Source organism: Rhodopseudomonas faecalis (genome assembly GCF_003217325.1).
Classification (GTDB): Bacteria; Pseudomonadota; Alphaproteobacteria; order Rhizobiales; family Xanthobacteraceae; genus Rhodopseudomonas; species Rhodopseudomonas faecalis.
Genome location: NZ_QJTI01000007.1, coordinates 34,741 through 52,834 on the forward strand (window position 1 = coordinate 34,741; position 18,094 = coordinate 52,834).

Here is an 18,094-nt window from a genome sequence, read left to right on the forward strand (position 1 = left end):
GCTTAGTCTAGGAGCGCGCCGGCCGCCGGCGGAAGGTGCGCCGCGCCCAGATCCAGGCGCCGGTCACCAGCAGCACCAGGAACGCCAGCGCGGTGACGGCATTGGCCAGCGCCGGGCCCGCACCCATCCAATTGCCTTCATGCAGCAGCCGCGGCCAATTGCGCGCGGTCGGCAGCAATTCCTCGCGGCTCACCGCGAACACCTTCATCTCGCCGCCGTCGTCGAGCCGGGCCAGCATCTGGCCGCCGCGCGGCCTGATCCAGATCAGATGCGACAGGTCGTATTTGGCGCCGACCACCTGCACCGCCTCCTTGAGGCTCGGCCACGCCGCGCCGTCGATATGGGGCGGGGGCGCGGAGAAGCTGATGCCGAACGCCAAGGCAAGGCCGGTGAGCGGGCTCAGCACCAAAAGCGGCAAGCCGAACCAGCCGGCGCCCTTGTGCCAGCCTGACACCGAATTGCGCAGCCGCGGCCAGCCCATCACCACGCCGACCACGATCAGGAACAGAAGGCCGATGGTCGAACCGATCACCAGCCAGCTCAGATTGAACAGCATGTGCTCATGCAGCTGCCGGGACGATTGCATCAGCCGGGCGACCATACCGGGCGCCGCGATCTGTTCATTGCTGGCCAGATCGATGTGCTTCATGCCTTCGCGGCGCGTGCCGATCGATGCGGTGCCGTCATAGGCGCGCATCATCAGCGTATTGGCCTTGCCGTCGGGATCGTGCTTGGCGATCAGCGTTTTGACCTGATCGGCGCTCAGCGAGGCGCGCTCGGCGCCATTGTCGATCAGGATCGGCTCGAACGACAAAATCAGCCCGGTGACGAACAGAATCATCAACGGCACTGACAGCGCCAGGGCCACCCAGCGGTGGAGGCGCAACAACCACATCTTCATCTTCAACCTACGAATTGTATTCAGAACTGGAGGCACGCTAAGGCCGTAGCCGGCGCGCGCAACTTAACGATGGTTCATGTGCGCGCCGAACGCGGTCAAACCGTGATGCTCAGGCCGAACACCTGGCCAAACGCCGCCCGGAGCGCAGTGTCGACGTCATCCATGGTCACCGGCAGGCCGAGATCGACCAGGCTGGTCACGCCATAGCGCGGATCGGTGATGCCGCAAGGAATGATCGCCGAGAAATGTGACAAGTCTGGTTCGACGTTGATGGCAATGCCATGCAGCGACACCCAGCGCCGCAAGCGCACGCCGATCGCCGCGATCTTGTCTTCGCAGCCCGGGCCCTTGTCGGGCCGTGCCACCCAGACGCCGACTCGGTCTTCGCGCCGTTCGCCGCGCACGTTGAAATGCGCCAGCGTTTCGATGATCCACTGTTCCAGCCCGGCGACATAGGCGCGAACGTCGGGGCGCCGCCGCTTGAGATCGAGCATGGCGTAGGCCACGCGCTGCCCGGGGCCGTGATAGGTGATCTGGCCGCCGCGTCCGGTGGCGAACATCGGGAAGCGTGATTCGAGCAGATCGCTGCTCTTGCCGCTGGTGCCGCAGGTGTAGAGCGGCGGATGCTCCAGCAGCCAGACCAGTTCCGCGGCCTCGCCGGCGGCAATGGCGCTGGCGCGCGCTTCCATGGTCGCCACCGCCTCAGGGTAGGGCACCTGGGAATCGGAGATCCGCCAATGCACCGGGATGGCCGGTTCCATCGGAAAAAGTCGATCCAATTCAAGTGTTTCGCGGCTGTTAATCATTGGCTAACCATAACGTGGTGTGCTCGCACGGCAATCCCGCAGCGGTGAGTACCTTTGCCCGTGTCGACTCTCGACAAAGTCTCCGTCGATCTCATGGTGGTTTTGGGAACCACCTCGATGCCCGTCCATCAAGTGCTGCGCCTGAGCCGCGGCGCTATCATCGAGCTCGATGCCACCGAGGCGGACGAGGTGAAGATTCTCGCCAACAATCTGCCGATCGCCAGCGGCATGGTGTTGGTCGATCGCAATCGCATTGCGGTGGAAGTCAAGCAAATGTTGCCGCGATCCCCTGATCGAAGGTAATGCACAGCAGCACTTGTACTGCCATCTTCGATTTGTTACATGGGCGCCGTCGATCCGGTCGGGCGCCGAGCCCAGTACCGAGTTTGATGCGCTCGTGGCGGAATTGGTAGACGCGCTGCCTTGAGGTGGCAGTGAGTAACATCGTGGGGGTTCGAGTCCCTCCGAGCGCACCACCTCCCCAACATCTTCTTCACATCGAAAACACACAGCAACGCCGGCCTTGAGCCGCGTCCGTAGGTGGCTGTGCGCGTGGTTGCTGCAACGCATTCGCTGCTTGCGGCGGCTTAATCGATTGCTGACGATGAACTGCATTGCGGGTGGCTGCGACAAGGTGCGCGGTGCCATTGCCGGCGATGCGGCGCACGGTGGGTCATGCTGACGGGATGCCGCCGGCATCCGAGCTTGCGTGACTGCCATGACCTTCCTCAGCCTGCTGTATCGCTTCGTCTCCAATTTCGCGCTGTTGATGCTGGCCTATTACAGCCTCAACGCGCTGGAGAACTATCAGCAGCGCTCGATCCTGGCGCTGCTGATCCTGATCTATGTGCTGACGCGGGCGGTGTCGGCCTGGCGCTCGTTCAGCTTCTTCCAGAGCATCGAGCGTTTGGAGAACGAAGCGCGGCGCATCGGCTCGCTGTTGGGCTTGCGGCCGGATCAATCGCTGATCAAACGGCAGATCATCAACGACGTGACGGAGAAGCGCCGCCACGGCGAGTTCAAGAGCTATATCGATCTGTTGTTTCTGACGATCGTCGTGGTGCTGTGCGTCACCAAGATCGTCTCGGAGTGAGCCCGCGGCGCGCGCTGGCGAGCGGCGAGGCATTTTGGGACGGCGCCTTGCGAGGGCGGGGTCGTCACAGCGGCCGCGTGTGAGCGGGCCGCGGTCGTTTAGCGGGCTACGATGTCGGAGCGCGGATAGACCTGAGCCACCGGCGCGAACAGCCGGCGACGCAGGCCGCCGCCATCGAGCGTGAGCTGGCGCGCCGCCGGATCGATTTCGGGGCGGGCGGGCGCCGGCGCCTCGGCGCGGCGCGGCAGCGGCGTCAGCACATTGAGGTTCGCCTGCGAGCGGCTGCGCACCTGGAACAGCTCACGCGCCGGCACCGGCAGCTCGGTCTTGGCCTCGTCCGGGGCGAGCAGCGACCATTGCCGCGGCCACGGCGCCGCCTGCGGCAGCGGCACTTCGCCTTGCGCCAACCGGCGCGTGCGCGGGGTGGCGGGCAGCACCAGCTGGCCGTCATGCAGGTCGGAATCGGTGACCGCGGGCGCCGGCAGCGACGAGGTTTCGGCGTAGACGAAATTCGGGATAGCGGGCCAACGCGACTTGGCCACCTGATCGCTGACCGGATGCAGCCGCCACTGGCTCGGTTCTGTCGCGGTTTTCGGGCGATCGGGGCTCGCCGCCACCACATGAACCACGCGATAGCCCTTGGCCTTCAGCTCTCGCAGGAAGGCGGGCAGGGCGCCGGCGGTGCGCGGCTGGATGTCGTGCAGCAGCACGATGCCTTTGCCCTTGGCTTCCAGACGCTGCATGGCGATCTGGAACACCTGGGCCGCGGTTATCGGGCGCCAGTCGTCGGCCGGGAAATCCGCGCTCCAGGCCTGCAACCCCTGTTCGGCCAGATAGCTTTCGACCGCCTGGGCGCGCAGCAGGCCCGGAATCCGGAAGAACGGCGACAGCGCCGCCCGGTCGCCGAGCACGGCCGCGGTCGAGGCGATGCCGGCGTCGACCTCCTGCTTGGCCTGTTCGACCGACATGCGGTGGAAGCTGAGCGGATGATTCTGGCTGTGCGTGCCGATGCTGTGGCCGGCGTCGCGCATCCGGCGCAGCCCTTCAGGATAGGCCTGCGCCATGCGGCCGACCACGAAGAACGTCGCCTTCACGCATTCGGCGGCCAAGATATCGAGAACCTGGTTGGTGTAGCGCGGCAGCGGGCCGTCATCGAAGGTCAGCACCACCTCGCGATCGCGCAGCGGCAGCGTCTCGCTGTACTGCATGGTGCCGATCCGCGGATGCTCGCGCGGATCGACCACCAAGGTGCGCGAGGTGCCAAGCGCGTCGGGGCGACCGGCGCAGCTGTCGGCAGCAAAGGCGGGGGACATGCTGGCAATGGCCGCGCCAAACAGGCTGCAACCAAGCAGGGTCCAAAGCCGGCCGCGCCGGCCGGTGGGGTGAAGAACCGGCATCACATACCGCAAAGTTAATGGGTGACTGTTATTGCCTGAAAATTACTGGCAACGCGATGAATGACTTCTTAACCGATTTGTCGCTCACAACATTTTCAGAGCTGCCATCACGGATCAGCGGGGCTGGGCGCTGGCGGCGGCCGATCTGGCCACCACGTGCACCACCCGATAATCATTGTCGCGCAACCAGCGCAGGAAATCCGCAATCATGGCAGCGGTTTGCGTGCGCGGATCGTGGAACAGGATGATGCCCTTGCGGGCTTTCTCGAGCCGCTCGGTGACCAGCTTGAGCTGTTGCTGCGGCGTCATCGGATTCCAGTCGCTGGCCCACAGATCGGCACCGAATACCACGATGCCGCGCGATTGCAGATGGGCGAGCAGCTCCGGCGTCGAATCGAAATAGGGGAAGCGGAAGAACGGCGTGGTCGGCGTGCTGCTGGCCTTGCCGTTGAGCGCGGTCTCGTCGCCGGCGATGCCGCGATCGATGTCCGCGACCGCTTCGGCAAAGCTCATTTTCTTGAGATCGCTGTGCGACCAGCTGTGGTGGCCGATGCTGTGGCCGTCGGCGGCCATGCGTCGAATCAGTTTTGGCTGCGCGACCGCGGTGCTGCCGACCAGGAAGAAGGTGGCGCGGGCGCATTGCTGGCGCAGCGCGTCCAGCACCTTGGGGGTGGTCGCGGCCGGGCCGTCGTCGAAGGTCAGCACCACTTCCTTGTCGGCGAGCGGCAGCGTCTGCGCAAAACTCTTGGTGCCGACCTGCGGGGTGCTGGCGGCATCGACCTCGAGCACCCGCGCGGTGCCGAGCGCATCAGGGTTCTGGCAATCGGTGGCCGCGCTCGCTGCACTGCCGGCGATCGCAGAAGTGGCAATCGCGGCGGCGGTAAACCAGCGCGCGACAAAACGGCGGCCGCCAAGGCGCGCGAACAAGGGAGGCAATGGCTGCATCGACAAAAGACTCTAAGCTATGAGCGGGCGATAGTGCATGTCGCTTGCGATCGCGCAAGCCCAGCGACCAGGTCCAACGACCAAGTCCAGCGACCAAGTCCAGCGGCCAAGCCCTGCGGCACCGCCGCGTTCAGCCTAACGCGGCAAATGTGGCGGCTTCACGGGATGCTCGATCCGCCTGGCGACGCGCGTGGGTGATGGCACCGGCTTGTGGATCGGATAGGCTGTGAGCTGCGCCGGTGCCGTGCTTACGGAACTAAGCGCTGATCAAACGAAGGTTGATAGCGGCCAACTAAGTCTCAACTAATCGACTTCATCGGGAATTAACGAGGTTGGCGGACCATCAGTCAACAACGGTGGAGCGGTGCGGCCAGCGAGCCGTCGAAAGTAAGGCAGGTACTGCCGGGGGCTGCGAATGGCGCGGGGGCGCACGCAGCGGCCCTGCACACGATCAGGAACCGGCCGGGACGTTGTGAATGCCCGGGCCGGCGAGGAGATCAAAATGCAGTTCGTCGAGTCGCATGGCGCCAAAATCCCGATCATCGGCCTTGGTACTTGGGAGCTGCGCGGCCGCGCCTGTTCGCGGCTGATCGAACAGGCCTTGCGGCTTGGCTATCGTCACATTGATACCGCGCAGGTCTATGAGAACGAACGCGAGGTCGGCTGGGGTATCCATGCCTCCGGCGTGCCGCGCGACGATATCTTCGTCACCACCAAGGTCTGGACCACCCATTTCGCGCCGAACGATCTGATGCGCTCCACCAAGGAAAGCTTGATGAAGATGCGGCTGTCGGAGGTCGATCTGTTGCTGCTGCACTGGCCGAGCAAGCATGTGCCGCTGTCGGAGACGCTGGGCGGCCTGGCGCGCGCCAAGGAATTCGGCCTGACCCAGCATATCGGCCTGTCGAATTTCACCGTCGCGCTGATCGAGGAGGCGGTGCGGCTGTCGCCGGCGCCGCTGGTGTGTAATCAGGTCGAGTATCACCCGTTCCTCGATCAGACCAAAGTGATCAATGCCTGCGATCAGCATCATCTCGCGGTGGTCGCCTACAGCCCGATCGCCAAGGGCAAGGCCAAGAGCGCCGAAGTGTTGAACCGGATCGCCGAAGCGCACGGCAAGACCGCGGCGCAGATCTGCCTGCGCTGGATTGTGCAGCAGGACATCGCGGCGATTCCGCGCACCTCCAAGGTCGAGCGGCTGTTGGAAAATATCAGCGTGTTCGACTTCGCGCTCAGCGATGCCGAAATGAACGCGATTTTCGCGATGGCGCAGCCCGATGGCCGGCTGACCGATTTCGGCTTCTCGCCGCAATGGGATTGATGCCGGACGGGTGGTGATATCACCTGCCATGGGATTGACCGCGCGCGAGCCGTGCGGCGTGATGCGTTGCTGACGCGCATGCACGGGGACGACACGGTGTTCTTCATCGCATCGAAGGTTTTGGGCTTCTTCTTGGTGCCCTCGAATCTGATCGCGCTTTTGTGCGCGATCGGCGCGCTGCTGACGCTGACGCGCGCGCGGCGGCGCGGTGTCAAACTGCTGACGGTTGGTGTCGCGCTGCTGCTGGTCGCCGGCTATACGCCGCTCGGCAATGCGCTGCTGCTGCCGCTCAGCGAGCGTTTTCCGCCCTGGCAGGACAATGGCCGTGCGCCGGATGGCATCATCGTGCTTGGCGGTGCCATCAATTCCGATCTCAGCGCGGCGCGCGGCGTGCTGGAACTTGAGGCCTCGGCCGAGCGGATCGTGACGGTGCTGGAGCTGGCGCGGCGCTATCCGCAGGCGCGCATCGTGCTCAGCGGAGGCAGCGCCAATCTGCTGGCGCCGGGCAACGCGGAGGCGCCATTTGCCGGCCGGTTGCTGCAGGCCTTCGGCGTCGCCCCCGAGCGGATCGCGCTGGAGAGCGGTTCGCGCACCACCACGGAGAATGCAGTGCAGACCAAGCGGCTGGTGGCGCCCAAAGCCGGCGAACGCTGGCTGCTGGTGACCTCAGCTTTTCACATGCCGCGTTCGATCGGCGCGTTTCGTGCCGCCGGCTTTGAGGTCGAGGCCTATCCGGTCGATTGGCGCACGCGCGGCTGGAACGATCTGTGGTGGCCGTTCGAGCGCCTCAGCATGGGGCTCGCCCGCACCGATCTTGCCGTGCACGAATGGGTCGGGCTGATCGCCTATCGATGGGCGCGCCGGTCCACCGAACTGGTGCCGGGGCCGCGCTGATCATGCGCGGATCGCTGCGCCGCCGATCAATCCTGGCGCGGCAAGCCCAAGCGATACACGCCGCGGAAGTCGGTCGGATCGACCGGCTTGCCCTTGCGATAGATCACCAGCCGTCCCGCCAGGGCCAGCTCGACCGCCGTGCGGCGGATCGGCGTCAGCAGCGTATGCCACTGGTCATCGGCCGCGATCGCGTGGGCGATTTCCGGCGCACTCAGCGTGCCGCCGCGGTGTTGTTGCAGCACGTTGACGATCGCGGAGGCGAGGGAAGCGCTGGGTGAAGAAGCCGTCGAATCTTGCAGTGTCATGATGGCTCGGTGTGACGCATCGCTCGGCGCCCGGCAACCCCGGCGCCGTTGATCACTGCGCACGGCTGATGCAAGCTGCGCGCTCAGGAAGAGGGGGCATGACTGTGAAGCTGGTGATCGGCAACAAGAATTACTCATCGTGGTCAATGCGGCCGTGGCTGGCGCTGCGCGGCGCCGGCATCAGCTTCGACGAAGTCGTGATTCCGCTCTACACCGGCCCCGCCGACAAGCAGCGCATCCTGGAATTCAGTCCGGCCGGCAAGGTGCCGGTGCTGATCGATGGCGATGTGATCGTCTGGGACTCGCTGGCAATCATCGAATATGCCGCCGAACGGTTTCCGGAGGCCAGTCTGTGGCCGAGCGATCCGGTGCGGCGCGCCCATGCGCGCTCGGTCTGCGCCGAGATGCATGCCGGCTTTGCCGCGCTACGCAGCGAATGCGGCATGAATCTGCACCGCGCGGTGCGCGCCAAGCCGCTGTCGGACGCTGCGCAGGCCGATATCGCGCGCATTCAGCAGCTCTGGTCGCAGTGCCGGCAACGCTACGCGCCGCACGGGCCGTTCCTGTTTGGTGAGTTTTGTGCCGCCGATGCGTTTTACGCGCCGGTGGTGCATCGGTTCCGGACCTATGACATCGCGGTCAATGACGAAGCGCGCAACTATATGGCGACCATGATGGCGCTGCCGGCGTTTCAGGAATGGACCGCGGCAGGATTATCGGAAAGCTGGGTGATCGATAAGTTTGAGAGCGATTAGTTCGCGCCTCGAACCCATCGGCGAAATCGCGGATCAAGAGGCGGTACTTAGGTCCCGCGCACCGCGGAACTCATCACATCTGCCTGAATTGCCTGCAAATTTTGCGCCTTTGCCATGCCCCTTGGGGGTGGCTTGTAGCGGTAGTTGCGTGCTATACTCAGCTTACGCTGTAAGCGGGCTGCGCTGGTGGGCACGGGGGCGGAGCCTGCGTTCTGTGTGATGGAGAGAGTCGTTGAAGCATAAGTTTGGAATTGGAGAACGCGTTTATTTCACTGCCAGTAATGTATCCCGCCCGGCCGCGGGTGGTGTTTATCAGGTGATCCGCCTGCTTCCGACCGACGGCGATGATTGCCAATATCGCATCAAGAGCTCCAGCGAAGCGTTCGAGCGGGTTGCAAAGGAAAGCCAGTTGCAGCTTTGCTGACTAACTCGGTTCCTGGAACCGTGTGTGACAACAACGTGTGACGAACAACCAGGCCGCTGCCTTGACCGGGGGCGGCCTTGTTCGTTGGGTTTCCGCCCAAACTAGCGCATAATTCAACGTTATTATGAATTTCCGATAACGTCGCGTAGGGGACGACGCGCATGAACTGGGCGGCTTCAATCGATCAACTGTGGCGTACACCCGGCCTTTCGGTCTGGATTGTTCTGATTGCCGCGGCTTTTTTGGGCATTTTGGTGCTGGTGGCGCTGCTGCGCGAACGCTCTCTGGCCAACACCGTATTGGCGGTGATTGCGGTGGCGGCGATCGTCGCCAACGCGATCATGACATTGCGCAGCGATTCAGGCGCGGCGGCGATCGAGCGCGCGCCTGCTGCTGCCAGCGATGCGTCGAGCCTGTCTCATCCAGCGCTGGCCTGTCTTGAAGAAATGGCCGGAGAAACCGTGCTGGCGGCCTGCGAGAAGGTCGTATTCGGCTCGGCTGATTCAGTCGCCGCGGCGGTGTCGCACACCGTGAGCCGGCTCAATCGGCTCAATGCCGCCGGCGATCTGAACGCCTCCGGGAAAGCCGCGGAACTGACCGCGCTGCGCCATTCGCTCGAGCGCGATCGCTATGGTCTGGTCGCCTATGTGCTCACCAGCCGCGACGGCTGCCAGCCGGGTGAATGCGCCGCCTTTGCCGTGCTGCCCGATCACAAGCAGATCGCCGCCAATATGGAAGAACGGCTCTATGACACGCTGGTGCAGCGTTATGCCGGCGCGTGGGGCAGCGGGCAGGGCGGAGCCGCCGCCACTGGCGCGCTGACGCCGACCGCGGCACTGACCAGTTCGGTTCCGACCGGCAAGCCGACCAATGCCGATTTCCCGACCTCCAATTCGATCCCGCCGGTCAGCATCATGACCGCTGAACCGCCAGCGCCGTCCAAGCCAGCCGCTGCGCCGGTGGCTGCGGCGCCAGCCGCCGCCGCGCCCGCGCCGAAACCGGCCGCGCAGCCGGCCCGCAATCACGCCGCCGCGGCAGCCCCGGCCGCGGCGCGCAGCCAGCCGTCGGCCCCGGCGCAAGCCCAGGCCGCGGTGCGCTCAGTGCCGCCAAAAAATCCGTCAGCGCCGCCCAAGCAGCAGCCTAAGCCCGCCGCTCCGGTGCAATTGGCGCCGGCCGCCGCTGGCGCGGAGTAACGCGAGACTGTTGCCGGCCTTTGATGACGCTGAATCTGATCAAACTTGCGGTCGGCGCCGAGTCGACCAAGGATCTCACTGACTGGATCGCCGAGCGCACCCGTGCCGCCAAAGCGCGCGGTCTGCCGCCTTATTATGCCCACGTCACCCGGATGACGCCCAAGCGCGAGGACGAGCTGCTGGCCGGCGGCTCGCTGTATTGGGTGATCCGCGGCGTGATCTCCGCGCGCCAGCCATTGGTGGCGATCGAGCCGTTTCGCGATGGCGAGGGTGTCAGCCGCTGCCGGCTGCTGTTGGCGCCGGAGGTGGTCGCGGTGGCGCCGCGGCCGATGCGGCCGTTCCAGGGCTGGCGTTATCTGAAAGCCAGCGACGCGCCGCCCGATCTCAGCCAGTCGGAGGCCGACGGGCTGGCGGCGATGCCCGAGGAGATGCGGCGCGAGCTGCGCGAACTCGGGCTGCTGTGATTAAACCATCGGGTCGTACCAATCACCGTCATGCCCGCGCTTGTCGCGGGTATCCACGTCTTGAAATCGTTGCAAGATCAAAGACGTAGATGGCCGGGACGAGCCCGGCCATGACGTGCGGAGTGGTTGGTATCATTCGCCGAAGCTATTATACCGCGATATTGTCGATCAGCCGGGTGGTGCCGATCCGCGCCGCCACCAGCAGCCTGACCGGGCCGTCCGCCACCGAGCGGATCGGCGCCAGCGTTTCGGCGTGGCGCGCTTCTAGATAATCGAGCTCAAAGCCGGCGGCGGTGATCAGCTTGGCGCCGCCAGCGAGCGCGGCCTTGATCTTGTCGCCGTCGCGCAGGCGCCCTGCGGTCTCTTTCAGGCTGCGATACAGCGCCGGCGCGGCGCGGCGCTCCTCGTCCGACAGGTAGACATTGCGCGACGAGCGCGCGAGGCCGTCACGCTCGCGCGAGGTGGCGATGCCGATCACCTTGACGCCGAGGTCGAGGTCTCGCGCCATCTGCGTCACGACGCGCAGCTGCTGAAAATCCTTCTCGCCGAAAATCGCGATGTCGGGCCGCACCTGGGTGAACAGCTTGCCGACCACCGTGGTCACGCCGCCGAAGAAGTGCGGCCGAAAGCGGTCTTCCAGGCCGGCCAGCGCCGGGCCCTCGGTCAGAATCTTGCTGGCAAAGCCGGGCGGATACATGGTTTTCGCATCCGGCCCCCAGACCAGATCGACATTCTCGGCGGCGAGCTTGGCGAGATCGGCCTTCCAGGTGCGTGGATAGGAGCCGAAATCCTCATTGGGCGCGAACTGGGTCGGATTGACGAAGATCGACACCACCACCTTGGAGGCGCGCCGTTTGGCCTGTCGTACCAGAGAAAGATGGCCTTCATGGAGCGCGCCCATCGTCGGAACCAGGGCCACGGTGGCTTTGCGGGCGCGGAGGGTGTCGAGCGCGCGGCGCAGGGCCGGCAGCGTCCGGGCGACAATTGGGGTGCGGGACATCAGAGACTCAAAGTTGCAGTGCTTGCGAACGCGGAACTGTAGCAAGCCAAACAACGGCTCGCCACTTGCGATCAGCGGCGGTCTGATGGCGATGGCAAGCGCAGCTCGACGGGCGCAACGCGGTGACGCAGCCGCCGCCGCCCCGATTGACGGTGCGGCGTCGCGACGCCACATAGCCGGCGAAGGAACATCAGATCATGACGCGCGATCGCACTCCGTCTCCTCTCGACCGGCCGGCCGATCACGACAGCGCCACGCCGGCGCCGCTGTCGGCCTCGGACGAGATCGCCGCGTTTGTCGCCAAGGCGCGCGCGATGTCGCCGCATGCCAGCGGTGCGCGCGGCCGGCTGGTGTTCGCGCTTGATGCCACCATGAGCCGGCAGCCGACCTGGGACATGGCCTGCCATCTGCAGGCCGACATGTTTCGCGAGGCGGCTGCGCTTGGCAGCCTGGATATCAAGCTGGTCTATTACCGCGGTCTCGCCGAATGCCGCGCCAGCGGCTGGGTCTCGGATTCGGACACGCTGGCGCGCTTGATGGGCAAGATCGATTGCCGCGGCGGCCATACCCAGATCGGCCGGGTGCTGGCCGAGACCAGGCGGCAGGCGGTGGAGTCTGGCGTGCGCGCGCTGGTGTTCGTCGGCGATGCCGTCGAGGAGCCGATTGATGATCTGTGCGCGACCGCCGGCGAGCTCGGCTTGCTGAAAGTGCCGGCCTTTGTGTTTCAGGAGGGCGCCGATCCTGGCGCTGAACAGGCGCTGCGCGAGATCGCACGGCTAAGCGGCGGCGCCTGGTGCCGGTTCGATCCGGGCGCGGCCGGCCAGCTGCGCGAATTGCTGCGCGCCGCCGCGGCCTATGCGGCCGGTGGCCGCGACGCGCTGCGCCAGCTCGCGCAATCAGCCCATGGGGCGGCACTGCTGCTCGGCCAGATGCGTTAGCTCGGCCTGGAACAGCTGTCCGTGCATTCGATCATCAATCACGTTATATCCAGGCCATGCCCACACTGATCGCAGGTGTTGTCGCCGTTATCCTGTTGTACTCGCTGCTGCAGATGGTCCGCACAGCGAATCCAGCGAAACTCGCCCGTGTCATCAAACTGGGCGGCGGCATCCTGTGCCTGGCGGTGGCCGCGATCACCGGGTTCAAGGGCCAGCTCGCCATCGCGATTCCGGTCGGGCTGTTCGGCGCCGGTCTGCTCGGCTGGGGGCCGGGGCTGGCGATGTTCGGCAATTTCGGCGGCATCTTCCGCGGCATGGGGCGGCGTTCGACCGGCCAGACCTCGACGGTGCGCTCGCCATTTCTGGAAATGACGCTCGACCATGACAGCGGCGCGCTGACCGGCCGCCTGGTGGCGGGCCGTTATGCCGGTCGATCGCTGGATGAATTTGGGCTGGCGCCGCTGGCGGCGCTGCTGCCGGAATTCGACGCGGAGAGCTGCGCGTTACTTGAAAGCTATCTTGACCGCCGGTTTCCCGCTTGGCGTCAGAACGCGCAAGGCGAGCGGACAGGGCGGCGTGGCAGCGAGGCGTCGAGCGGTAAAATGACGGACGAGGAGGCCTACCAGATCCTTGGCCTGCAGCCGGGGGCGAGCCCCGACGAGATCGGGCGTGCCCACCGTTCCTTGATGAAGAAACTGCATCCCGACCAGGGGGGGTCGACGTACCTGGCTGCCCGCGTAAACACGGCCAAGGATACCTTGCTTCGCACTCATCGCAACTAACTCCGCACGCCACGCTACGCGATTGACTGCGAGTTGCTGCCTGCTCTCTACCGACGCCAGATGCCTCCCGTCATTTTCCCGACGTGGTTAAGCACCCTGCTGTGTTGTAGCGGCGATATATTGACGAGTGGTTTTCAGCGCGTCTGTTTCAGCAGCCGTCAACCATGTGTGTTCACCAAGACACACGGTCGATTGTCGCAGCTGGACGCTGAAACGAAAACGGCGCGCGTCCGGTCAGGAGACGCGCGCCGTGTCGTCGGAGCGATGATGACTCAGTTCTTGATGGCGATGCAGGAGATGTCCGAGCGCTTCAGCGTGCGGCACGCCGCTTCGGCCTGATCGCGGTCCAGCACCGCAAAGCGGGCGCGGTACAGCTTCTTGTCACCCTTGGCGACGGTCTCGGTGAACGACTCCGCCTTGGCGAGCAGGCCCTTGGACCGCTCACGCGCCGCATTGAGCCGCGACTTGGCTTCTGTCTCGCTTTCCAGCGCGCCGACCTGAATGATCCAGCCGGCATGAATGGCGGGCTTGGTGCTGGCCGGCGCCACCACCGGCGACGACGGCTGGACGCGCGCCGGATCGGCATAGGCCATGCTGCTGCGGCCGCCGTTCATGGTCGAGGAAGCCGGCAACACGCCCAAAATGCCCTGGCCGGTGCCGTGCGCGGCCGGCTGTTGCGGCAGGTCGGCGCTGTCGCCACGATCGGACTTGGCAATCACGGCGGCCGAGGTTTCGGCGACTTCGCTGCGAGCCGGAATGGCGCTGGTCACCGCCGGGGCGGGATGGCTCGGGCCGGCCGAAGCCACCTTTACCGTGCCAGCTTTCACTTGAACGGTTTTGACCCGCACCGGCTTCATCGGTTCGCTCGAGCCGGGGATCGCGGCGAGTTGCTGATTTTGGATCACGCCGTTGTTGAGCGGGCCGGCTTCAGGCTTTTGAGCGGCCGGGGTGGGCGCTGCCGCGCGGGTGGCGGGCTGCGGGCGAACCACCGGCTCGGGATCGGCATCGGCCACCTGGGTAACCGGGGCCGGACGGGCGACGCTGCGCTCTTCCGCCATGTCGTCCTGACCGCGGACATCGCGCTCGGTGATCGCGGCCACGGTGCGCTGGCCGGAAGCCTTGTCGAGGTTTTCGGCGAGCAGATTGCGCATGATGGCATCGCGCGAACCGCCGCTGCGGCCGCCGAGCACCACGCCGATCAGGTGGCGGTTGCCACGCCGCATCGAGCTGACCAGGTTGAAGCCAGAGGCGCGGGTGTAGCCGGTCTTGATGCCGTCAACGCCCTCGACCACGCCGAGCAGGCGGTTGTGATTGCGGATCGGGTGGCCCTTGTAGACGAACACGCTGGTGGCGAAATAGCGGTAGTAGCGCGGGAAGCGATCCTGAATCGCCCGGCCGAGGGTGGCCTGATCGCGCGCGGTGGTCACTTGGTCATCATTGGGCAGGCCGGAGGCGTTGCGATAGACCGTGCGCGACATGCCGAGCGCGCGCGCCTTCTTGGTCATCATCCGGGCAAAACTGTCTTCGTCACCGGCGATCGCTTCGGCGATCACCACGGCGGCGTCATTGGCGGAGCGGGTCACCAGCGCCTTGATCGCGTCTTCGACCCGCAGGGTCTGGCCGGGGCGCAGGCCGAGCTTGGTCGGGGCCTGGATCGAGGCGTGCTCGGACACGTCCATCTGGGAGTCGAGCGACAGCTTGCCGGCCTCCAGCCGCTCGAACAGCATATAGAGCGTCATGATCTTGGTGAGCGAGGCGGGGTGGCGCAGCGAGTCGGGATTGTTGGCGCTCAGGATCGAGCCGGAATTGCCGTCGACGATGATCGACGCGAAGGCCGGGTTGTAGCTCGGGGCCGAAACGTGGTTGCGGGCATGATGCCGGTGATTGCGATGGCGGCGGGCGTCAGCAGTGTCGGCGGTGAAGACCACGGCGGCAGTGACGGTGGCTAGCCCAAGGACACAAGCCCTCAGGGCGCGCGAAACTGAGGTGTTGTGATGCATAAACGTCCCCGTCTTCTGTCCACAGGATCACTGGTTCGTGAGGCCAAAATAAGCCCGTCTCCGAAAGCCCTGTTTTGCGTCTTGAGCTGTGCTGGTCCGCCGTTTGCGACGGTGACCGCGCTCTTCGGCTAATTCGCTGCATTGGCGCGGTTTTCACACAAAACTACGCGCCTATAGCGCCTGGCAGCCTAGGCTTGGCGGGTTTCAAAAAGGTTAACCAACCGTTGCGTAGATGCGCGGGATTTGCGGCGACTGCGCGGGTTTGTTCGCTATACGGCCGACCGCCCCTGGGGAGCGGCCGGCCGATCGCCTGGCGACTGGTGGTTACTTGGACAGCCGCAGTTTGGTCAGCGAGGAGCCGATCGCCTGGAACGCGAGCTTAATCTGGTCGGCGCTGGTGGACTGATAGAACTGGCCGTCATTGGCGCAGTATTTCAGCACGGCCGATTCAGGGTCGTTGGTGGTGTTAACCTGGATCGTGAACACCGTGGTATTGCCATTGGCGGGGTTCTTGATGTTTTGGCACAGCGTCCGCTGCCGGGCGTCGACCTCGGGCGAATAGTTCGAGCCGTCGCCGTTCCAGTAATTCTTGGTGTTGACGCCGTCGGACAGCAGGATGATGGCGTCGGTGTATTTGTAGCCGTCTTCCTTGGCCGGGCTGTTGAACGGCGGGCTCTGCAGTTGCAGCGCCATCCACGCCCAATGCATACCGATCGACTGGTTGGTGGCGCCGACCGCGGTCAGGCTGTTGATACGGCCCTTGATGGTGGTCGGGTCAGTCGACGTGTCGGCTTCATTGGCCTCGAAAGCCGATTTCATCGGCAGCATCGAGGGACCGCACTGAGAATAGTATTTGGCGACGAACAGGGTCGCCGGTTCAGCGACCGTCGGGATGACCTTGGTGGTATCGTTGTCATAGGTGTGCAGCAAATCGCGATCGGTGACGCAGCCCTTCCACTCTTTGCTGCGCTTTTCAGTCCAGGTTTTGCCACGTGATTGGCACTCGCTGGCGGTCTCATATTCGTCGTCGCTGCATTCACCGAAGAAGGTCCAGACTTTGTTGCCGGCCTTGCACAATTCGGCAGTGCGGTATTTCAGATTGCTGCTGCTGCAGCTGCCGTATTCCTTTTTGCTGTCATACTGATTGTCATAGAGCTTGCCGTGCCAATCCAGCCAGCTGGCGTTGATCTTGTCGGTGCCGACATTGACCATCTGGTTGAACGGGATGATGGCGATATAGACGTCATCGCGGGTGGTCGCCGAAGCTTTCAGCGTGTTGACCAACTGGACGGCGGCCAACTTCATCGCTGGCAGCTTGCCGTCGTAATTCATCGAACCGGTGATATCGAGCGCAATTGCCACCCGCAGCCGGGTCGCGCCCCAGGTCGAGGTTGCGGTGGCATTGAACGGGATGTTGTCGACGCCGGCCAGCTTGAGGAAATTGGCGGGCATGTTTCCAGCCGCGGTGACCAGCACAGTCGAGGTGCCGTCGCTGGACTTCTTGGTGAAGGTGGTTGACACCGTGACGTTCGAGGCATCGCTGGCGGTGTACAGCGCGCGGAAGTAGCTATCGACCTTTGCCGGAATCTCGCTTTCGCGGATGATGCCGCTGCCATAATCCTTGGATGCCATCAGCGCGGCGGAATCCACCGCCGATTGCATGGCGGTGCGGGCCGACGCGGCGCGACTGTAGTCGATCGCGACGCCGACTGACACGATGATGGGTATGCTGGCAATCCCGAACAAGACAGCGACGTTGCCGTCACGGGCGGCGAGAAACGTTGCTATCGACTTCCGGAGCCGGGGGGGAACAAGACTGATCATGACAAACCCCGAAGTCCGCTGCACTGCCCTCCATTTCTGCCGCGACGGCTAAACATGGGGTAAAACTGTTCACAGAAAGCTGGTCAAATCCCTAGGGTCGCCGCGCCCAAGGCCGCGCGTGCTCAAGAGATCGTCAACAGACCGTCAATTCTGCCTTAAACGCAGGCCGCTGGTTCCGGCTGACGGGGTAAGCTTTGCTTAACCAAGCCGAGGGTGATAGCGGCACTGCACAACTCGCGCGGCTCGGTGCCGTACGGAGCGGCGGAGCGGCCAAGGCGCTTGCGGCATTGCTTCCGCTGACCCATATTGACCCGGTCTGACGGTCGCAGGATTCGGCGCGTGCCGCGAGGCTGGCGCCGAAGGTGAGTCAGACACAATCGGAAGTTTTGTAGGGGGCTGATCGGCATGCCGGGCGCTCCCGGGATATTGTCGAACACTCGAGCTATGCCGCACGCCCGTTCAAATATTGCCACCCTTGAGTTGGAGCCGAAATTGGCGGAACTCGGCGCCCGGTCCGACGCGCATCTGTCGACGCGGATGGGCGACGAAGGCCGCTCCGGACATCCCGGCAGCCCGACCACCTCGGTCATTACCAAGACCAAGCCGCGGACCAAACGCCCGAACATGTACCGGGTTTTGATCCTCAATGACGATTACACGCCGATGGAATTCGTCGTCCACGTCTTGGAGAAATTCTTCAATATGGACGTCGAGGCCGCGACCAAGGTGATGCTGCACGTTCACCATCACGGCATCGGCGAATGCGGCATCTTCACCTACGAGATCGCAGAGACCAAAGTGACGCAGGTGATGGATTTCGCCCGCAAGCACCAGCATCCTCTGCAATGCGTGATGGAAAAGAAATAACTTTCTGGCACCGTCGCCGAATTGGGAATGGGTTTTGCATTGTGTTCTTTTGCATTGTGTTCTGTGGTGATGACCGACGACAGTTGCGTCGGCCGGCTCGGAACCGTGATTACGTCATGAGGTTGTCTAACTCCATGTAGAAGTTGTTGTTGCCTGACCCGGCGACGGCAGCCATGATAGGCGGG

The 18,094-nt window shown here is 64.4% G+C and carries 19 protein-coding genes and 1 tRNA gene; 12 read left to right on the forward strand and 8 right to left on the reverse strand.

From position 1 onward, the window contains the following. Nucleotides 1-7: 7 nt before the first annotated feature. Complete coding sequence (locus BJ122_RS07545; protein WP_110780498.1) at nucleotides 8-901, reverse strand: PepSY-associated TM helix domain-containing protein; 894 nt, start codon at nucleotides 899-901, stop codon at nucleotides 8-10. A 95-nt stretch (nucleotides 902-996) separates the two neighbouring features. After that, nucleotides 997-1,707: a lipoyl(octanoyl) transferase LipB gene (gene lipB, locus BJ122_RS07550; RefSeq protein ID WP_110780499.1), complete on the reverse strand. Its 711-nt coding sequence runs from the start codon at nucleotides 1,705-1,707 to the stop codon at nucleotides 997-999. 60 nt (nucleotides 1,708-1,767) lie between these two features. Here lipB and BJ122_RS07555 point away from each other — a divergent pair, with 60 nt between their 5' ends. From BJ122_RS07555 to BJ122_RS07565, 3 genes are all read left to right on the forward strand, one after another. Continuing rightward, the gene (locus BJ122_RS07555) at nucleotides 1,768-2,010 is read left to right on the forward strand and encodes a FliM/FliN family flagellar motor switch protein (RefSeq protein ID WP_110780587.1); all 243 of its coding nucleotides are present in this window, start codon (nucleotides 1,768-1,770) and stop codon (nucleotides 2,008-2,010) included. 88 nt (nucleotides 2,011-2,098) lie between these two features. Continuing rightward, nucleotides 2,099-2,183: transfer RNA gene (locus BJ122_RS07560), tRNA-Leu, on the forward strand. A gap of 242 nt (nucleotides 2,184-2,425) precedes the next feature. Beyond that, the gene (locus BJ122_RS07565) at nucleotides 2,426-2,800 is read left to right on the forward strand and encodes a hypothetical protein (RefSeq protein ID WP_110780500.1); all 375 of its coding nucleotides are present in this window, start codon (nucleotides 2,426-2,428) and stop codon (nucleotides 2,798-2,800) included. A gap of 98 nt (nucleotides 2,801-2,898) precedes the next feature. Here the strand turns inward: BJ122_RS07565 and BJ122_RS07570 are convergent, their stop codons facing one another. Both BJ122_RS07570 and BJ122_RS07575 read right to left on the reverse strand, forming a co-directional pair. After that, nucleotides 2,899-4,197 (reverse strand): polysaccharide deacetylase family protein, encoded by a 1,299-nt coding sequence (locus tag BJ122_RS07570; protein WP_110780501.1) that lies wholly within the window; start codon nucleotides 4,195-4,197, stop codon nucleotides 2,899-2,901. A 114-nt stretch (nucleotides 4,198-4,311) separates the two neighbouring features. Next, nucleotides 4,312-5,142 carry a polysaccharide deacetylase family protein gene (locus BJ122_RS07575; RefSeq protein ID WP_110780502.1) on the reverse strand — a complete coding sequence of 277 codons (831 nt, stop codon included), beginning with the start codon at nucleotides 5,140-5,142 and terminating at the stop codon, nucleotides 4,312-4,314. A 502-nt stretch (nucleotides 5,143-5,644) separates the two neighbouring features. Between BJ122_RS07575 and BJ122_RS07580 the strand changes: the two genes are divergently transcribed. After that, nucleotides 5,645-6,463: an aldo/keto reductase gene (locus BJ122_RS07580; RefSeq protein WP_110780588.1), complete on the forward strand. Its 819-nt coding sequence runs from the start codon at nucleotides 5,645-5,647 to the stop codon at nucleotides 6,461-6,463. A 96-nt stretch (nucleotides 6,464-6,559) separates the two neighbouring features. After that, a complete protein-coding gene (locus BJ122_RS07585) occupies nucleotides 6,560-7,357 on the forward strand; it encodes a YdcF family protein (protein ID WP_110780589.1) in 798 nt (265 codons plus the stop codon). A 26-nt stretch (nucleotides 7,358-7,383) separates the two neighbouring features. Here BJ122_RS07585 and BJ122_RS07590 read toward each other — a convergent pair whose 3' ends face one another. Then, on the reverse strand, nucleotides 7,384-7,662 hold the full coding sequence (locus BJ122_RS07590) for a DUF3253 domain-containing protein (RefSeq protein WP_110780503.1): 279 nt from the start codon (nucleotides 7,660-7,662) through the stop codon (nucleotides 7,384-7,386). 98 nt (nucleotides 7,663-7,760) lie between these two features. On the opposite strand from BJ122_RS07590, the gene BJ122_RS07595 reads away from it, so the two are divergent. From BJ122_RS07595 to BJ122_RS07610, 4 genes are all read left to right on the forward strand, one after another. Beyond that, nucleotides 7,761-8,417: a glutathione S-transferase family protein gene (locus BJ122_RS07595; protein ID WP_110780504.1), complete on the forward strand. Its 657-nt coding sequence runs from the start codon at nucleotides 7,761-7,763 to the stop codon at nucleotides 8,415-8,417. Between the two features lie 232 nt (nucleotides 8,418-8,649). After that, nucleotides 8,650-8,841: a hypothetical protein gene (locus BJ122_RS07600; protein WP_110780505.1), complete on the forward strand. Its 192-nt coding sequence runs from the start codon at nucleotides 8,650-8,652 to the stop codon at nucleotides 8,839-8,841. Nucleotides 8,842-9,002: 161 nt separating this feature from the next. Further along, entirely contained in the window at nucleotides 9,003-10,034 is a 1,032-nt protein-coding gene (locus tag BJ122_RS07605; RefSeq protein WP_110780506.1) for a hypothetical protein, read from the forward strand. Nucleotides 10,035-10,057: 23 nt separating this feature from the next. Beyond that, nucleotides 10,058-10,498: a DUF1489 family protein gene (locus BJ122_RS07610; protein WP_110780507.1), complete on the forward strand. Its 441-nt coding sequence runs from the start codon at nucleotides 10,058-10,060 to the stop codon at nucleotides 10,496-10,498. Between the two features lie 148 nt (nucleotides 10,499-10,646). On the opposite strand, the gene panC is transcribed toward BJ122_RS07610, so the two are convergent. Next, nucleotides 10,647-11,498, reverse strand: a complete 852-nt coding sequence (gene panC, locus BJ122_RS07615) for a pantoate--beta-alanine ligase (RefSeq protein WP_110780590.1) — start codon at nucleotides 11,496-11,498, stop codon at nucleotides 10,647-10,649. Between the two features lie 197 nt (nucleotides 11,499-11,695). On the opposite strand from panC, the gene BJ122_RS07620 reads away from it, so the two are divergent. Both BJ122_RS07620 and BJ122_RS07625 read left to right on the forward strand, forming a co-directional pair. Beyond that, complete coding sequence (locus BJ122_RS07620; protein WP_110780508.1) at nucleotides 11,696-12,436, forward strand: vWA domain-containing protein; 741 nt, start codon at nucleotides 11,696-11,698, stop codon at nucleotides 12,434-12,436. A gap of 56 nt (nucleotides 12,437-12,492) precedes the next feature. After that, on the forward strand, nucleotides 12,493-13,218 hold the full coding sequence (locus BJ122_RS07625) for a DnaJ domain-containing protein (protein WP_110780509.1): 726 nt from the start codon (nucleotides 12,493-12,495) through the stop codon (nucleotides 13,216-13,218). Nucleotides 13,219-13,490: 272 nt separating this feature from the next. Here BJ122_RS07625 and BJ122_RS07630 read toward each other — a convergent pair whose 3' ends face one another. Beyond that, nucleotides 13,491-15,218, reverse strand: coding sequence for a serine hydrolase (locus tag BJ122_RS07630; protein ID WP_110780510.1), 1,728 nt, complete (start codon nucleotides 15,216-15,218; stop codon nucleotides 13,491-13,493). A gap of 324 nt (nucleotides 15,219-15,542) precedes the next feature. Then, entirely contained in the window at nucleotides 15,543-17,042 is a 1,500-nt protein-coding gene (locus BJ122_RS07635) for a pilus assembly protein (RefSeq protein WP_110780511.1), read from the reverse strand. Nucleotides 17,043-17,579: 537 nt separating this feature from the next. Between BJ122_RS07635 and clpS the strand changes: the two genes are divergently transcribed. Continuing rightward, complete coding sequence (gene clpS / locus BJ122_RS07640) at nucleotides 17,580-17,909, forward strand: ATP-dependent Clp protease adapter ClpS (protein ID WP_110780591.1); 330 nt, start codon at nucleotides 17,580-17,582, stop codon at nucleotides 17,907-17,909. Nucleotides 17,910-18,094: the final 185 nt, after the last annotated feature.

Bases quoted from the DNA above. Each gene is read 5' to 3' on its own strand.
- BJ122_RS07570 (WP_110780501.1), bottom strand. From the start codon at position 4,197: ATGCCGGTTCTTCACCCCACCGGCCGGCGCGGCCGGCTTTGGACCCTG.
- BJ122_RS07575 (WP_110780502.1), bottom strand. From the start codon at position 5,142: ATGCAGCCATTGCCTCCCTTGTTCGCGCGCCTTGGCGGCCGCCGTTTT.
- BJ122_RS07565 (WP_110780500.1), top strand. From the start codon at position 2,426: ATGACCTTCCTCAGCCTGCTGTATCGCTTCGTCTCCAATTTCGCGCTG.
- BJ122_RS07605 (WP_110780506.1), top strand. From the start codon at position 9,003: ATGAACTGGGCGGCTTCAATCGATCAACTGTGGCGTACACCCGGCCTT.
- lipB (WP_110780499.1), bottom strand. From the start codon at position 1,707: ATGATTAACAGCCGCGAAACACTTGAATTGGATCGACTTTTTCCGATG.
- BJ122_RS07590 (WP_110780503.1), bottom strand. From the start codon at position 7,662: ATGACACTGCAAGATTCGACGGCTTCTTCACCCAGCGCTTCCCTCGCC.
- BJ122_RS07580 (WP_110780588.1), top strand. From the start codon at position 5,645: ATGCAGTTCGTCGAGTCGCATGGCGCCAAAATCCCGATCATCGGCCTT.
- BJ122_RS07630 (WP_110780510.1), bottom strand. From the start codon at position 15,218: ATGCATCACAACACCTCAGTTTCGCGCGCCCTGAGGGCTTGTGTCCTT.
- BJ122_RS07595 (WP_110780504.1), top strand. From the start codon at position 7,761: ATGACTGTGAAGCTGGTGATCGGCAACAAGAATTACTCATCGTGGTCA.
- BJ122_RS07610 (WP_110780507.1), top strand. From the start codon at position 10,058: ATGACGCTGAATCTGATCAAACTTGCGGTCGGCGCCGAGTCGACCAAG.
- BJ122_RS07620 (WP_110780508.1), top strand. From the start codon at position 11,696: ATGACGCGCGATCGCACTCCGTCTCCTCTCGACCGGCCGGCCGATCAC.
- BJ122_RS07545 (WP_110780498.1), bottom strand. From the start codon at position 901: ATGAAGATGTGGTTGTTGCGCCTCCACCGCTGGGTGGCCCTGGCGCTG.
- panC (WP_110780590.1), bottom strand. From the start codon at position 11,498: ATGTCCCGCACCCCAATTGTCGCCCGGACGCTGCCGGCCCTGCGCCGC.
- clpS (WP_110780591.1), top strand. From the start codon at position 17,580: ATGGGCGACGAAGGCCGCTCCGGACATCCCGGCAGCCCGACCACCTCG.
- BJ122_RS07635 (WP_110780511.1), bottom strand. From the start codon at position 17,042: ATGATCAGTCTTGTTCCCCCCCGGCTCCGGAAGTCGATAGCAACGTTT.
- BJ122_RS07625 (WP_110780509.1), top strand. From the start codon at position 12,493: ATGCCCACACTGATCGCAGGTGTTGTCGCCGTTATCCTGTTGTACTCG.